Below are 14,368 nucleotides of genomic sequence, written 5' to 3'. Positions count from 1 at the left end.
AAAAGACCTACAATGTCATTAATTAAAAGTATTTCAGGAATCCGGGGAACGATCGGGGGAAAAGTAAATGATAACTTAACTCCACTTGATGTGGTAAAGTTTGCTTCCGCTTTCGGGACCTGGCTTCAGAACAATAAAAACAAAAAAAACTTAACGCTTGTTATAGGAAGGGATGCAAGGATTTCCGGTGGAATGGTTTCCTCTCTGGTAACGGCTACATTACAGGGACTGGGGATCAATGTTATTGATCTCGGACTTTCTACAACACCTACCGTGGAAATTATGGTTCCGGAACTGAAGGCGGACGGAGGAATTATCCTTACCGCTTCCCATAATCCAAAACAATGGAACGCCCTTAAATTGTTGAATGAAAAAGGAGAATTCATCAGTGGTGAGAACGGGGCAGAGATGCTGGCAATCGCTGAAAGTGAAGATTTCAACTTTGCGGAAGTAGACGATTTAGGGAAATATGAAACAAGGGACGATGCCTTTGATATTCATATCCAGCAGATCCTTGATCTTCCCATGGTAGATGTTGAAGCCATTAAAGCCAAAAAATTCAAAGTTGTTTTAGACGCTGTGAATTCTACAGGTGGAATAGCGATTCCGATGTTGCTGGATAAACTTGGATGTGAAACCATAAAACTGTATTGTGAGCCTAACGGACATTTTCCGCATAACCCGGAGCCTCTGAAAGAACATTTGGGAGACATCTGCGAACTGGTAAAAAAAGAAAAAGCAGATTTCGGAGTGGTAGTGGATCCTGATGTTGACAGGCTGGCTCTGATCGATGAAAAGGGAGAGATGTTTGGAGAAGAGTATACATTGGTTGCAGTGGCGGATTATTTATTAAAACATAAAAACGGAGTTGCCATATCCAATCTTTCTTCGAGCCGTGCATTGAGGGATATCGCCCGGAATCATAATTCTGAATATTTCGCAAGTGCGGTAGGAGAGGTAAATGTTGTTACCCTGATGAAAGAGAAAAATGCGGTTATCGGAGGAGAAGGAAACGGAGGAATTATTTATCCTGATCTTCACTACGGAAGAGACTCTTTGGTAGGCGTTGCCCTTTTCCTTACTTATCTGGCAAAAGAAAACAAAACCGTTTCAGAGCTGAGAGCAGGATATCCAAGCTATTTTATGGGGAAAAAGAAAATTGAACTTACCCCTGAAATCAACGTAGATGATATTTTAGCCAAAATGGAAAAAGAATATCAGAACGAAGAAGTTTCTACCATAGATGGAGTGAAAATAGATTTTGAAAACAACTGGGTTCACCTTCGTAAATCGAATACGGAACCTATTATCAGAGTCTATACTGAGGCCAAATCCCAGGAAGAGGCAGATCAGCTGGCAGACCAGATTATAGCGAAAATAAATAGCCTGATTTAAAAAGATGAAAGAACGGAACTTTATGTTCCGTTCTTTTTTTATATTTAAATATGTTTGAGCATCTAAAAGCAAAGTTTCCGTTTCCGAAAACAAAATGTGTCCGATTTATCAGGGAATTCAAACGCATTGAAGTACCGGCAAAGACCATTCTTTTAAAAGAGAATGAGGTGTCCTTGCACGCCTATTATATTGAAAAGGGATTGGCAAGAGCCTGGTATAACAATGACGGAAAGGATGTTACTTTTCAGTTTTTTACTGAGAATACCATGTTTTCTTCTTTGGAAAGCTTCAGAAAAGGTCTGCCGAGCATGGTTTCCTTTGAGACCATAGAATCTTGCATTTTATGGAAAATAGATAAGCCGACCGTTGACCAGATTTTAGCAGAAATATATAATGATCCTGAGCTGAGGGATCGCTTTATGGATTCAGTCTTTGAGAGAACATTTGATTATATGAAACATTTCTTTTCATTTATAAAAGACAGTCCTCAGCAACGTTACCTTGATCTTGCAAAGGAGAAACTTGAAATCATTAAAAGAGTTCCCCAGCATTATATCGCTTCTTACCTCGGAATTACGACCGTCCACCTGAGCAGAATAAAGGCCAAAATCCTCAAAGGAGGCTAGCGAAGTAAACTGATAACAAATGTTATTGCAGCAGGGGTTTCCTTCATCATAATTTTGTATAAAAATTAAAAAGAATGAAAGCAGCAGTAGTATTTGAAAAAGGAGCAACTCCTCAATATGCAGATTTTCAGGATCCTCAAGTTACGAAGGACAATGAGCAACTCGTCTATGTAAAAGCAGCATCCATAAAACATTTGGACAGGGCCAGAGCAAGCGGAAAACACTATTCTACGGAAAATGAGGAACATCAGCCTAAAATTATAGGAAGTGACGGGGCCGGAATATTGGAAAACGGAAAAAGAGTATATTTTTTCAGTAAAAGAGGAACGGTTGCAGAAAAAGCAATAGCTGATAAACATATGACTGTTCCCATTCCTGATGGATTGGATTTCGCTACAGCATCAGCATTACCTAATGCGATTATGGGCTCAGCAATGGGATTAAGGTTTAAAACACAATTAAAAACAGGAGAAACGGTCCTGATCAATGGAGCAACAGGGGTAACCGGAATGATTGCTGTACAGATCGCAAAATTATACGGAGCTAAAAAAGTACTTGCCACGGGTAGAAATGAAGAAGCATTGCAGGCGCTTCGGGAGTTGGGTGCCGATGAGGTTATTTCCCTGAAAATGAATGATGGGGAGTTTATGCAGAAAATAAAGGAAATTCATAGCCAGACTCCTATTGATGTAGTACTGGATTACATCTGGGGTCATTCTATTGAGCTTCTTCTGTCTGCGATAAAAGGAGATGGAAATTTTTCCCACAAAACAAGATTGGTGTCCGTTGGAGGAATGAGCGGAGACACTATTCAGCTGTCGTCACAGATACTCAGAGGAACTGATCTTCAGATTTCCGGTTCCGGATTGGGAAGTTGGACTCCTGAAGAGTTTAAGTTGTTGATTACGGAAATTATCCCTCAAATGTTTCAGGCTGCAGCAGAACGAAAAATAAGAATGGAAACTGAAGTTATTGATTTAGAAGATATTGAATCGGTATGGCAAAATGAAATTCCTAACAGAAAAAGGTTAGTCGTGTTAATTTAATGTGAATCCCTCTTTTTATCCACATTTCTTTCATTATATTCTTCTTTTTACTATCTTTAGGATAGAAAATTACGAAAACATAATTCAAAAAAAAGTCGCAAATTTGCAGTAATTTTGAATTAACAATCTCAGAAGTAGTATATTAATTAAATAAGTTTGCCGAGGTTCGCAAGTAAATTCGGGCGTTGGCTGACGGAGGATACAGTATATTGGAAGAATATTTTGGAAATGAACTGGTAAAAAAGTTCGAAGAAATGATTGAAAATAATGATGAATTCTACTTCGATACAGAAGAACTGGAAGACATTATTGTTTATTATCTGGAGCTGGGCGATTTTAACTATGCGGATAATGCTGTTAACTATGGCCTAAAGCTTCATCCTAATTCATTGGACATCAAGATCAAAAAGCTTGAAGTTCTTTTGGAGTGGGAAGATTATAATACGGCAAAAGAGCTAATAGACGAGTTAAAGGCTTCATCTATGGAGCACACGGACTTTTTAGTTTGCTACGCCAAGTATTATTCGAATTTGGGAAATCCTAGAAAATCCATTGAAATTTGTAAAAAAGCATTAGAACTGAAGGAAGAAGAAAACTTTCTTCACAACTTTATTGCGGATGAATATGTGAACTTAGGAGATCCTTTCAACGCTCTTAAACATTACAGAAAAGCATTGAAAGAAGACCCAACGGATGAATATGCGTTGGAAAACTGTATGATCTGCTTTAATGATTTAAAAAAGAGCGAGGAGGCTATTGCCTTTTTGAATGAATATTTAGATGAATTTTCTTATTCTGAAACCGCATGGTATGAATACGGACAGTTCTATTTCAACAGAAAGAATTATGAAGAAGCGATTAAAGGGTTTGATTATCTTTTAGCGATCAATTCATCTTCTGTAGGAGTATATGCGAATAAAGCAGCTTGTTACGAAGCATTAGGGCAATATAAAAAAGCCATTGAAGTATATGAGGAAATGCTGGAGTTGGAATATACCAAAGCATTTACTTACTATAAAATCGGATTATGCTATAAAGCAATGAAGCAGCCGATTATCGCATTGAACTCTTTTCAGAAATCATTGAGGGAAGATCCTCAGTTCTATCTGTCTATGATGGAGCAGTCTTATTTGTATGAGGAAATGGGGGGAATGGCTGAAGCGCTTCATTTTGCAAAAGAGGCAACGCATCTGAATGACAGCAACCTTGATTATCAAAAAAGGCTTGCATTTTTATTTATTGATGCTGGAAAATTTGAAGAAAGCCTTTCCTGTTTGAAAAAGCTTGTAGCTTCAGAACCCTCAAGGTTTTACAACTGGTATGCCTACTCAGAAGTGTTAATGCTTTTGGGTGAATACGAAGAAGCCGTTACGATTTTATACAAAGCTATAGAAAATCATAACAGGGCAGAATTGTATTATCAGCTGAGCAACTGCTATTTCAACCTTAGAGATCAGGAAAAAGGAATTGAAACCCTTCAGAAGGCATTAGATCTGGACCCGACTCTTGTTCAGGATATGCAGAAGAAATATCCTTTCATTAAAGATGGGGTAAAAAAGGCTAAAGCCAAAGTGAAGAAAAAGAATTAACGAATCAATAATGGTTCTTAAATAAAAAATCCTGCAGTAATGCAGGATTTATTTTTTTACGGCAGGTTTTGTCCTTAAAAAGATCAAACCTCCTATAATGATCGCTGCGCCTACAAACTGGAGGAAAGTTAATTTTTCGCCATCCAGAATGCCCCAGATAATGGCAACAATAGGCATCAGTAAAGTAACGGTTGATGCAAAGAGCGGAGACGATACTTTCAGGAGCCTGTAATTCATGGTCATGGCCAGTCCTGTTCCGAAAATCGACAATAAGCTTACAAAGAGCAATCCCGTCATATTGTCTTTTGAAAAACTAAACTCCGAGAAAAACCCGGTTAATGCTAAAGCAATGATCGAAGGAAAAAAGAGTACAAAAGAGAATATAAATGAGGATAAAATAACAGAAGACAATTCCATAAGCTTCGATTTTACAGTGGTCGTACTTATCGCATAGCATAATGTAGCCAGCAATAACAAAGCAATCGGAATCATTTTAAATTTCGCTCCGTCTCCTCCTCCGAAAGCGAGGATACATACTCCCGCAAAACTAATACAAACTCCTATAATCTGATGTTTTGTGGTTTCAAATTTCCATACCAGTGCGCCTACGATAATCACGCAAATGGGCATCATAGAATTGATAATCCCTGCAATACTGCTGCTTACTTCTGTTTCTGCAATAGGAAAGAGGAACATCGGGATAAAATTCCCAGTGATCGCCGCCAAAATAAGCCACTTGATGTGTTTTTTAGGAAATAGTTTATACTTCGAAATTGCGATAGGTAATAATATGATCCCTGCTATAAGGACCCTTAGTGCACCTACCTGAAAAGGATTAAAATGTTCTAAAGATTTTTTAATTAAGATAAAAGAAGATCCCCAAATGAGACTGAGCAGCAGTAAGAGGATCCATTTTTCATTGTGTGCTTTCATTATTTTTGTGTAAGTAGTGTAAGAATTGTTTTTTGGGGATCATCCTTGCGCCGAGGCTTTCCAGATGTTCTGTATGAGACTGACAGTCAATGAGATCAAGCTGATCTTTATAAGTTTCCACAAAATGGATAAAGCCTGCTTTGGAAGCATTGCTTACTTTGGCAAACATACTTTCACCACAAAAGACGTTACCGATCTGGAGGCCGTAAAAGCCACCTACCAGTTCACCCTCTTTCCAAACTTCTATGCTTCTTGCCAACCCATAGTCATGAAGTGTGATAAATGATTCCATAAGTTCATCGGAAAGCCAGGTTCCGGCCTGGTCGACTCGGTTTATCTGCTGGCAGTTTCTGATGACTCCCCGGAAGTCTTTATTCTCAGTAAAGGTGAAAACTTCGCGATTGAGTATCTTACGCATCGATTTGGAAACCTTTAGTTCATCAGGGAACAAAACAAAACGGGGATCAGGACTCCACCAAAGAATTTCCTCCCCCGGATTGAACCAGGGAAAAATGCCCAGCTGATAGGCAAACCAAATTCTTTCTACCGATAAATCCCCTCCGAAAGCTATAACCCCTTCGTGCCCGTCATAAAGTTCCGGATCAGGAAATGAAATCTCGTTTTCGTCTAATCGAACCATGTTGAGGAAAAAAAATCCCACTTAAAAAGCAGGATCTATATTTTTAATCGTTGTATCTAATTAAAAAGGTAAATCATCATCTTCGTCTCCCGCAAATGGATTTTCATTTGAAACCGGAGATCCGGATTGTGAAGGAGCTGCCTGAGTAGGTTCTGATCCGTTATCAAAAACTTTTTCTACTCTCCATCCTGTGATAGAGTTGAAGTATTTGGTTTCACCCTGAGGAGATGTCCATTCTCTTCCTCTGATGTTGATTCCTACCTTTACATTTTCTCCTTCCTTAAGGTTGTCTAATAAACTGATCTTGTCAGACAAAAATTCTATGTTTATCGGCTGTGGATACTGCTCCTGAGTTAAAATAACCATTTCTCTCTTTTGAAATCCGCTTGCAAATGTCTGAGCATCAAAAAGTTTCTTTACCGTTCCTTGTAATTCCATATCGTATATATTAACGATGTAAAAGTAAGAAAATGAAATGTAATAAAAGGGGTCAGGAAAAAAAAATGCAGAAATTTTAATTTTTTTTGAAAAAAGCCTTGTGATTGTAGAAAATTGCCCTATATTTGCACTCACAAAAACGAAAGAAGTTCTTTTAAAATACAACTTAACCAAACAATGCGGATGTGGTGTAATTGGTAGCCACGCCAGACTTAGGATCTGGTGCCGTGAGGCGTGGGGGTTCGAGTCCCTTCATCCGCACAACGTTTGCGAAAATAGCTCAGCTGGTAGAGCACAACCTTGCCAAGGTTGGGGTCGCGGGTTCGAATCCCGTTTTTCGCTCCACTCCATGCCCTGGTGGTGGAACTGGTAGACACGCAGGACTTAAAATCCTGTGCCTCTTTTGGCGTGCGGGTTCAAGTCCCGCCTGGGGTACTAATCCTCTGTAACTTTGTTGCGGAGGATTTTTTTTGTTTTTTTTAAGTTGTATTTATTATATTTGTAAGAATAATGCTGAGGATATCTGTAGTTACAGATCAGCAGAACCAGCGGATGTGGTGTAATTGGTAGCCACGCCAGACTTAGGATCTGGTGCCGTGAGGCGTGGGGGTTCGAGTCCCTTCATCCGCACAACGTTTGCGAAAATAGCTCAGCTGGTAGAGCACAACCTTGCCAAGGTTGGGGTCGCGGGTTCGAATCCCGTTTTTCGCTCCATTCCACGCCCTGGTGGTGGAACTGGTAGACACGCAGGACTTAAAATCCTGTGTCCGCAAGGACGTACGGGTTCAAGTCCCGTCTGGGGTACAACCCTCCGTAACTTTGTTGCGGAGGGGTTTTTATTTTTAGAACATACCTCATTGCTACTTCTTATTTATTATACCTGAGGTTATACATATTTTATAATTAAAATTTAGAAAGAGAAAAGAAATAAGTAATTTCATATCTCAGTGTGAAGCTTAAATTGGATCACTCCAAACAAGAGTGAATCTATTATGGGATTATAGTTTTTTTGATAGACAAATACATAAAAAATTGTGGGGAAAGAAAATAATCTGAAAGAAGTTGCCGGTGTTTTCCTGAAACTGGGAGTTACAGCATTTGGAGGTCCTGCCGCTCATATTGCCATGATGCAGCAGGAAGTAGTAACAAAACGGAAATGGATGTCTGAGGAGCATTTTCTTGATCTGATCGGAGCAACTAACCTTATCCCAGGTCCCAATAGTACAGAAATGGCAATTCATATCGGGCAGGAAAGGGCCGGTTGGAAAGGACTGATTGTAGCTGGATTATGTTTTATATGTCCTGCTGTTATCATTACTTTATGTTTTGCATGGTTATATAAAGAATATGGGCAGCTTCCACAAGTTCAGCCCTTTATATATGGAATAAAACCTGCTATCATATCTGTAATATTATCGGCTGTTTTTCCCCTCGCAAAAAAATCTTTAAAAACCATCCCACTATGGATTATTGGTATTAGCGTGCTGATGCTTTCTTTCTTAGGAATTAATGAACTCTTTTTATTATTCGGAGCAGGTATAATCGCAATGCTATTTGCAATCATAAGACAGAAAAATACGACCAACTCACTTATTCCACTAACTTTACTACAGATTCCAGATTTTAGCTCTCTGTCACAAAGTAATATTAAATTATTTCTAATTTTCCTTAAAATAGGAGCTATTCTTTACGGAAGCGGATATGTCCTGTTTGCTTTTTTTGATACAGAATTGGTGGGAAGAGGTTTATTAACAAGACAAGAACTATTAGATGCTATAGCTGTTGGACAATTTACACCAGGACCCGTCTTTTCATCGGTTACTTTTATTGGTTATCAAATAAATAACTGGTCAGGAGCTTTGGTTGCTACGTTGGGTATCTTTTTTCCTTCATTTATTTTTGTAGCATTACTTAATCCAATCGTAAAGATGATGAGGGGATCAAAAACATTCTCATCTTTCTTAGATGCAGTCAATATTGCGTCAATAGCTATTATTTTAAATATATGTTATGAAATGGCAAAAGATAGTATCGCAGATTGGAAAACAATAATTATTGCTGTATTATGCATTATTTTGATGTTTACTTTCAAAAAAATAAACAGTGCATGGATTGTTATGCTGGGAGCTTTTTTAGGATATATTTTACAAAAGATGTAAGATATTCCCCCAATTTAGTAAAAATAATTTAGTAAATATAAGGCTGAAAATTACGAGCAAAACTGCATACACATTATAACTCAACTACGAACGAAAAACTAATGACAGAGAAATTTCCTACCATAAATAGCACGCTTTCACCAAATGAACTTGGTAAGTTTATTCAAAGAAATTATAAATTAACCGAGAAAACTGAATGCAAAGTATTCCGGCTTGCCATGAATCATTTATACATTGTTCATGATGACGAAAATAAATATGTTTTTAGAGTTTATACACATAACTGGCGATCTCAATTAGAAATTGAAGAAGAGCTAAAACTTTTAATTCATCTAAAAGAAGCAGGGCGACAAGTTGCTTTTCCCATAGCTGATCAATCGAACAATTTCATTCAGGAAATTGAAGCATCAGAAGGAACACGATTTGGTGTTTTATTTTCATATGCTAAAGGCATAAAAACAGCAAAATTCTCCCACCAAACAAGTTTTCTGATTGGACAGGCATTAGCAAAAGTTCACCAATCCACAGAAAATATTGAACTGAAGAGAATAACCTACAATGCTCAAAATTTGCTTAAGAATCCTATTATAAGAACTAAAGAATTTTATAGTAAAAATGTTAGCGAAAATGAATTTTTAGAAACACTTTCTGCTTTTTTAACGCAAAAAATGGAAAGTACGGACAAACGTAAAATGAGATATGGAGCTGTTCATCTCGACGTTTGGTTTGATAATTTACATATTGATAATGAAAAAGAAATAACATTTTTTGACTTTGATTTTTGTGGCAACGGTTATTTATGCTTTGATATTTCCTATTTTCTATTTCAGTTGTTTACAACTCATTTGAACGAAGAAGAATATCAGGTAAAAGCCGATAGTTTCATTAAAGGGTATGAAACTGTAACTAAAATTAGTAACGAAGAAAAAAAGTTTTTGCCCTACGCATGTTTAGCAATTATGACCTACTACATAAGTGTTCAGTGCGATAGATTTGAATATTGGACAAATATTTTCTTGAATGAAGATCATTTAAAAAGGATGGTTGGGAATTTAAAACGATGGATCGCTTATCAAAAAATTGATATTAATAATTAAAAAAGGATCAATAATAACAGAGCTCAAAGATTAAAACCAGTATTAATACATGTGCCCACAAAAAATCCTACTTAAAAAGCAGGACTTTATATTTCAATTATCTTAGATAATTACTTTGGGGCTGAAAATTTCTTCCGACTATAAATCAACACCTTCCTTCTACTGTAATTTTTGACCTTCAGGTAAAAACAAGAAAAGGTAAATCAGATTCTAAAAAACTGATTAATGAGATAAGAATTAAGTTTTTAAGAACGGGAAGTACTTTAAGGAAATATTTATAAAACTTCAGAACCTTTTTTATTCTTCGCTTGGTTTGTAAAGTATTGGCAGCTTTAACAATCTGTGTAAGGAAGTATTCCGAAGAAATTCCTGCCAGCCTAGAATATTCTGAACTGATCAGTTTAAGAATCTTCGGATCATTGGTTATCCGTGAGAAGTTTTTGATCCTTTTGGGCATTTCAAATTCAGTGTGGAAATTCATTCTGTTAAGGTCCACCATAAAAAAACGATAAGCGCCGTTGATTTTTTTTATAAGAAAATTCCCCGGAGAATTATCGATAAACTCAATTCCCTGTTCGTGTAAATAATAGATGAGCTGAGTGTACTCTTTAATGACTTCTTTCAGGTTTTCAAAGGGGCTTCGTGCGTACATCACATCTTCCAGAGTATATATGTTTTCCAGTTGTTCACTGATATAATAACTGTTGGTAAGACCCAGCCAGTCGTGAAACTCTACATAAGCAATCGGCTGTGGGGTGTGAAGGTTTTTATCGATCAGCATATGGGCATATTCGAAAGATCGCCGTGCCTTGGATTTCCGGTAGTATTTGTAGACATGCCTGTTGATAAAATTATGCTGCTTAAATGATTTAAAATTGAATTTTTTTCCATTGATGGAAAATGACTTTACAATATTTCTGCTTCCGGGACCGATTAAAGTCCCCTCACTATGGAAATTTTTGATAATACGGATTATTTCATCTTGGTAATGAGCATAATCTGGTGCAAGAACAAGATTCATATGAGTGGTATAATTGTGGTGTGTGTTTGTGTGTTTTCAATATTAGTCAACGGTTATTGAAGGACCGTTTTTATTAAATCCGGTATTTCGGATTCCTTAACATTATTTGTATTAATGGAGAAGCTTTTATCGTTATAGGGTTTATATGCATTTTCATCCGTTACCATAAACAATCCTATTGTCGGTGTTCCAACGGCACTGGCTAAGTGCATTACACCGTTATCTGCGGCAATAAAAACACTGGTATTGGCTATAAAGGCACCCATTTCCCTGATGTCGGTACTGTAAAAACTGGGAATTTTGAAATCTAATCTGGAAATATTTTCTACCGGTAGAAGTTCAACAATATTATAATCTGGAAATGTCATTTTCAGGCTTTCATAGAATGATGCCCACCAGGTATTGGAATAGCATTTATCGCCTGTGGCATTGGTAAAGAGACAAATGGTTTTTTTATCGTTTTTAGTAATTCCTTCTAATTTCCTTTTACCCGTTTCTATTTCTTCCGGACTCAGCTTTATATTTAAAAAAGGAACCTTTCCCGTATTTTTTTCAAATCCCAGGTGGGTAAGAAATTTTCGCAAATTATAAATAGGATTTTTTGCCGCATGCGGATAATCCGGATATTCTGAATGAAGTTCATCATTCCATTCATTAAAGAATTTATAATCGCCATTGGCCAGTTGGGTGGATATTTTTCCCGATGACGAGCTATGGCTTGTATTGATCACTAAATCATACTTTTTCCAGCGAAGCAAACTCCAGCTCCGGATGTATTTCAGAAGGTTGCTGAAAGGTTTCTTCGGAAGCTGAATGATCTGGTCAATATTTTTATAATTTTTAAAAATAATAGGTGATATACTTCCCTTTACAAATAAATCAATCCTGGCATCCGGAAAAGTATCGTTAACCTCCTGAACGATAGGGGATAGCAATAATAAATTCCCTAATCTATGGTTGGGGCGCGAAATCAATATTTTTTTTATGATGACTTCTTTGCCGGGTTTAACGGTAGAATTCGACTGGCCCATATTTTTGGTAAGACCACGCATTACCTTCCTCCTGATCACATTGAGTTGTTTGGGTATTTTCATAGCTCAGCGGGGATCATGATAATCCCGATTTCGTATTAAACATTCCTTAAAAAAAACCGTATGTATAAAATTAGCACAAAACAATCATTTGATTGATTATTTACTGAAAAGTTAATTGTGTTTATAAAATTTAATATGTATACAATTGAAAATTTCTTTGTAATGTTTGTAAAGTCCTTTATTCATAGGGATTTCAGGTTATGGACAATTGATGTTTTTTTAGATAAAAAATTAATAAAAGGAGAAAAAGTCTTTAAAATAAAGAAAGCATAGAATCTACCTGTTCGATTTGAAAATTTATTTGAACCTTTCAAATCTCTGCAAAACTATTTTCCGGATTTTAGCTGAAGGGTTTTCGATACCATACCGGTAGAATAACGCTCCGATAATACAAACCAATTCTTTTTAATAAATTTGCTGTACCTACAATAATAGTAAGTTCTGTATCTGTATCCTTTTAGCATTGTGCTTTAACTTTACATATCTAATGTAAACACTATGGAAACATGCTTTCTGCCTACAGGCAAACTTCAGTTTGATGAGGTTTATATTTCTGATCTGGTGCACCTGAAACAGATTTTTGTGAAAGAAAGAAATCTGAAGCAAGTGAATGAAGACTTTGGACTTCCGTTTGTAATGGCCAAAAAAACAGATGAAATTATAGCTTTTGCAAGTCTTATCATCAATGATCAGGATACAGTAGATTTTGTGATTTTTGAAGCCGGGAATATGGATGCAAAAGAAAAGGAGGCTTTCAAAAAGTATGCTGAAGATTGTTTTAAAAAAGCTCCTTCAGATAATTATAATGACCCCGGGCAATTGAAAAGCACCATCAGCAGGATCATAAACTGGATCAATATTTAAGGATGAATAGCTTTTTGCTTGCTTTATGTAAAACAATGATATTATGGGCAAAGAAGTCTTATATCTCAAAATAGCAAAAATAATGATGGAGCAGATCCAGACTGAAACCTTACAGTTTGGAGATAAACTGCCTTCCCTAAGAAGTGCCCAGAAGTTATACAATGTAAGCCTGAATACGATCAAACTGGCTTATATGGAATTGGAAAGCCGGTCTCTGATTGAGTCCCGACCCAAGTTTGGATATTATGTAAGCCACACTTCCCAGCGGAAACTGGATCTTCCATCTGTAACCAAAATGAAGGATTCCAAAATAGAGGGAACCAAAGAAGATCTTATAGATAAAGTATTCGGAACGATTTCAGATTCAGGAATCACCCAATTTGCTTTAGCTATACCCGGCAAGAATTTTCTGCCTTTGGCTAAGATGAAGAAATCCATCATTAATGTAATCAAAAGTAAAAATGATTTTGGAACGAATTATGAGCCGGTACAAGGGAATCATAATCTTCGCCGGGAGATTGCCAAATGGTCTTTAGTGATGGAAGGAAAAATTACAGAAGACGACCTGGTTATTACGTCCGGAGCAATGAATGCCATCTATAACAGTTTGATGGCAGTGACGCAGCCCGGTGATTCTGTCGCGATTGAAAGTCCGGCCTATTTTGGGATCTTACAGGCTATTCAGTTATTAGGGTTGAAAGCCGTAGAAATTCCTACTCATCCGGTATATGGAGTAGATCTTGATGCCCTGAAAAAGGTATTGCCGAAATTATCGGCATGTTGTTTTGTGACTAATTTTAATAATCCGATGGGCTTTCAGATGCCCGATGAGCATAAAAAGGAATTGGTAAGATTAATTACCCATTACAATGTCCCGCTGATTGAAGATGACATTTATGGGAATTTATACTTTGGAGCAGAACGCCCCAAGCCCTGTAAATTTTATGATGAAGCAGGGCTGGTGATGTGGGTAGGCTCTGTATCCAAGACTATGGCTCCCGGATACCGGGTAGGTTGGGTCGCCCCGGGACAATTTAAAGACAGGATAATCCGCCAGAAGCTGGTTCAGACGGTATGCAGTCCGTCATTATACTCTGATGTAATTGCTGATTTTCTTGAATATGGAAGATATGATCATCATTTAAGAATGTTCAGAAATAAAGTCTATTCCAATTATTTGCAGATTCAGAGAGCGGTTACCTCCTATTTTCCGGATAATACCAAAATCTCGGAACCTAAAGGTGGGTTTATGCTTTGGCTGGAGCTCGATAAAAGGATATGTACTGAGGATCTTTTTGACGAAGCTTTTAGTCATAAAATCAATTTTGCTCCGGGAAGGATGTTTTCACAATATGATCAGTACCGGAACTGTATGCGACTGAATTATGCCCTGGAATGGACCGATAGGGTGGAAAGTGATATTGAAAAACTCGGAAATATGATAAAGAATAATATTTAATACTATA

13 protein-coding genes and 6 tRNA genes are annotated in these 14,368 nt (G+C 37.1%); 14 read left to right on the top strand and 5 right to left on the bottom strand.

Annotated elements, in window-relative coordinates:
* Positions 1–12 precede the first annotated feature (12 nt).
* From glmM to AC0INN_RS10795, 4 genes are all read left to right on the top strand, one after another.
* Positions 13–1,395, top strand: a complete 1,383-nt coding sequence (glmM, locus tag AC0INN_RS10810) for a phosphoglucosamine mutase (RefSeq protein WP_172281617.1) — start codon at positions 13–15, stop codon at positions 1,393–1,395.
* 50 nt (positions 1,396–1,445) lie between these two features.
* Positions 1,446–2,021 carry a Crp/Fnr family transcriptional regulator gene (locus tag AC0INN_RS10805; RefSeq protein ID WP_306613180.1) on the top strand — a complete coding sequence of 192 codons (576 nt, stop codon included), beginning with the start codon at positions 1,446–1,448 and terminating at the stop codon, positions 2,019–2,021.
* A 74-nt stretch (positions 2,022–2,095) separates the two neighbouring features.
* Positions 2,096–3,067 carry a quinone oxidoreductase family protein gene (locus AC0INN_RS10800; RefSeq protein WP_273650227.1) on the top strand — a complete coding sequence of 324 codons (972 nt, stop codon included), beginning with the start codon at positions 2,096–2,098 and terminating at the stop codon, positions 3,065–3,067.
* 209 nt (positions 3,068–3,276) lie between these two features.
* Positions 3,277–4,656: a tetratricopeptide repeat protein gene (locus AC0INN_RS10795; protein ID WP_172282417.1), complete on the top strand. Its 1,380-nt coding sequence runs from the start codon at positions 3,277–3,279 to the stop codon at positions 4,654–4,656.
* Positions 4,657–4,704: 48 nt separating this feature from the next.
* On the opposite strand, the gene AC0INN_RS10790 is transcribed toward AC0INN_RS10795, so the two are convergent.
* From AC0INN_RS10790 to AC0INN_RS10780, 3 genes are read right to left on the bottom strand one after another with little or no spacing between them, the layout of a single operon-like run.
* A complete protein-coding gene (locus AC0INN_RS10790) occupies positions 4,705–5,589 on the bottom strand; it encodes a DMT family transporter (RefSeq protein ID WP_273650226.1) in 885 nt (294 codons plus the stop codon).
* Positions 5,573–6,229, bottom strand: coding sequence for a leucyl/phenylalanyl-tRNA--protein transferase (aat, locus tag AC0INN_RS10785; protein WP_273650225.1), 657 nt, complete (start codon positions 6,227–6,229; stop codon positions 5,573–5,575). The genes AC0INN_RS10790 and aat overlap by 17 nt, the downstream gene beginning before the upstream one ends.
* 60 nt (positions 6,230–6,289) lie before the next feature.
* Positions 6,290–6,667, bottom strand: coding sequence for a DUF3127 domain-containing protein (locus tag AC0INN_RS10780; RefSeq protein WP_172281607.1), 378 nt, complete (start codon positions 6,665–6,667; stop codon positions 6,290–6,292).
* Positions 6,668–6,846: 179 nt separating this feature from the next.
* Between AC0INN_RS10780 and AC0INN_RS10775 the strand changes: the two genes are divergently transcribed.
* The 8 genes from AC0INN_RS10775 (at position 6,847) to AC0INN_RS10740 (ending at position 9,923) form a co-directional block, all read left to right on the top strand.
* Positions 6,847–6,928, top strand: a tRNA-Leu gene (locus AC0INN_RS10775).
* Positions 6,929–6,936: 8 nt separating this feature from the next.
* Positions 6,937–7,012 (top strand) — tRNA-Gly (locus AC0INN_RS10770).
* Between the two features lie 6 nt (positions 7,013–7,018).
* Positions 7,019–7,102 (top strand) — tRNA-Leu (locus tag AC0INN_RS10765).
* Positions 7,103–7,215: 113 nt separating this feature from the next.
* Positions 7,216–7,297, top strand: a tRNA-Leu gene (locus AC0INN_RS10760).
* 8 nt (positions 7,298–7,305) lie between these two features.
* Positions 7,306–7,381: transfer RNA gene (locus AC0INN_RS10755), tRNA-Gly, on the top strand.
* A 6-nt stretch (positions 7,382–7,387) separates the two neighbouring features.
* A tRNA-Leu gene (locus tag AC0INN_RS10750) sits at positions 7,388–7,471 on the top strand.
* Between the two features lie 230 nt (positions 7,472–7,701).
* The gene (gene chrA, locus AC0INN_RS10745) at positions 7,702–8,826 is read left to right on the top strand and encodes a chromate efflux transporter (RefSeq protein ID WP_273650223.1); all 1,125 of its coding nucleotides are present in this window, start codon (positions 7,702–7,704) and stop codon (positions 8,824–8,826) included.
* 101 nt (positions 8,827–8,927) lie between these two features.
* A complete protein-coding gene (locus AC0INN_RS10740) occupies positions 8,928–9,923 on the top strand; it encodes a phosphotransferase (protein ID WP_273650222.1) in 996 nt (331 codons plus the stop codon).
* Between the two features lie 178 nt (positions 9,924–10,101).
* On the opposite strand, the gene AC0INN_RS10735 is transcribed toward AC0INN_RS10740, so the two are convergent.
* Both AC0INN_RS10735 and AC0INN_RS10730 read right to left on the bottom strand, forming a co-directional pair.
* Positions 10,102–10,944: a lipopolysaccharide kinase InaA family protein gene (locus tag AC0INN_RS10735; RefSeq protein WP_273650221.1), complete on the bottom strand. Its 843-nt coding sequence runs from the start codon at positions 10,942–10,944 to the stop codon at positions 10,102–10,104.
* A 53-nt stretch (positions 10,945–10,997) separates the two neighbouring features.
* Entirely contained in the window at positions 10,998–12,038 is a 1,041-nt protein-coding gene (locus AC0INN_RS10730) for a glycosyltransferase family 9 protein (RefSeq protein WP_306613176.1), read from the bottom strand.
* Positions 12,039–12,536: 498 nt separating this feature from the next.
* On the opposite strand from AC0INN_RS10730, the gene AC0INN_RS10725 reads away from it, so the two are divergent.
* Together AC0INN_RS10725 and AC0INN_RS10720 are read left to right on the top strand one after the other, a co-directional pair.
* Positions 12,537–12,902, top strand: a complete 366-nt coding sequence (locus AC0INN_RS10725; RefSeq protein ID WP_273650219.1) for a hypothetical protein — start codon at positions 12,537–12,539, stop codon at positions 12,900–12,902.
* 43 nt (positions 12,903–12,945) lie between these two features.
* On the top strand, positions 12,946–14,361 hold the full coding sequence (locus AC0INN_RS10720) for an aminotransferase-like domain-containing protein (protein WP_172281596.1): 1,416 nt from the start codon (positions 12,946–12,948) through the stop codon (positions 14,359–14,361).
* The last annotated feature ends 7 nt before the right edge of the window (positions 14,362–14,368 follow it).

It is taken from the genome of Chryseobacterium subflavum, assembly GCF_055762745.1.
The sequence above is the reverse complement of the archived record's forward strand: the minus strand, read 5'-3'. Positions and strand labels throughout refer to the sequence as shown.

Excerpts from the sequence above, each read along its gene's own strand:
- glmM (WP_172281617.1), top strand. The coding sequence starts at position 13 with ATGTCATTAATTAAAAGTATTTCAGGAATCCGGGGAACGATCGGGGGA.
- AC0INN_RS10805 (WP_306613180.1), top strand. The coding sequence starts at position 1,446 with ATGTTTGAGCATCTAAAAGCAAAGTTTCCGTTTCCGAAAACAAAATGT.
- AC0INN_RS10800 (WP_273650227.1), top strand. The coding sequence starts at position 2,096 with ATGAAAGCAGCAGTAGTATTTGAAAAAGGAGCAACTCCTCAATATGCA.
- AC0INN_RS10790 (WP_273650226.1), bottom strand. The coding sequence starts at position 5,589 with ATGAAAGCACACAATGAAAAATGGATCCTCTTACTGCTGCTCAGTCTC.
- aat (WP_273650225.1), bottom strand. The coding sequence starts at position 6,229 with ATGGTTCGATTAGACGAAAACGAGATTTCATTTCCTGATCCGGAACTT.
- AC0INN_RS10780 (WP_172281607.1), bottom strand. The coding sequence starts at position 6,667 with ATGGAATTACAAGGAACGGTAAAGAAACTTTTTGATGCTCAGACATTT.
- AC0INN_RS10740 (WP_273650222.1), top strand. The coding sequence starts at position 8,928 with ATGACAGAGAAATTTCCTACCATAAATAGCACGCTTTCACCAAATGAA.
- AC0INN_RS10735 (WP_273650221.1), bottom strand. The coding sequence starts at position 10,944 with ATGAATCTTGTTCTTGCACCAGATTATGCTCATTACCAAGATGAAATA.
- AC0INN_RS10730 (WP_306613176.1), bottom strand. The coding sequence starts at position 12,038 with ATGAAAATACCCAAACAACTCAATGTGATCAGGAGGAAGGTAATGCGT.
- AC0INN_RS10725 (WP_273650219.1), top strand. The coding sequence starts at position 12,537 with ATGGAAACATGCTTTCTGCCTACAGGCAAACTTCAGTTTGATGAGGTT.
- AC0INN_RS10720 (WP_172281596.1), top strand. The coding sequence starts at position 12,946 with ATGGGCAAAGAAGTCTTATATCTCAAAATAGCAAAAATAATGATGGAG.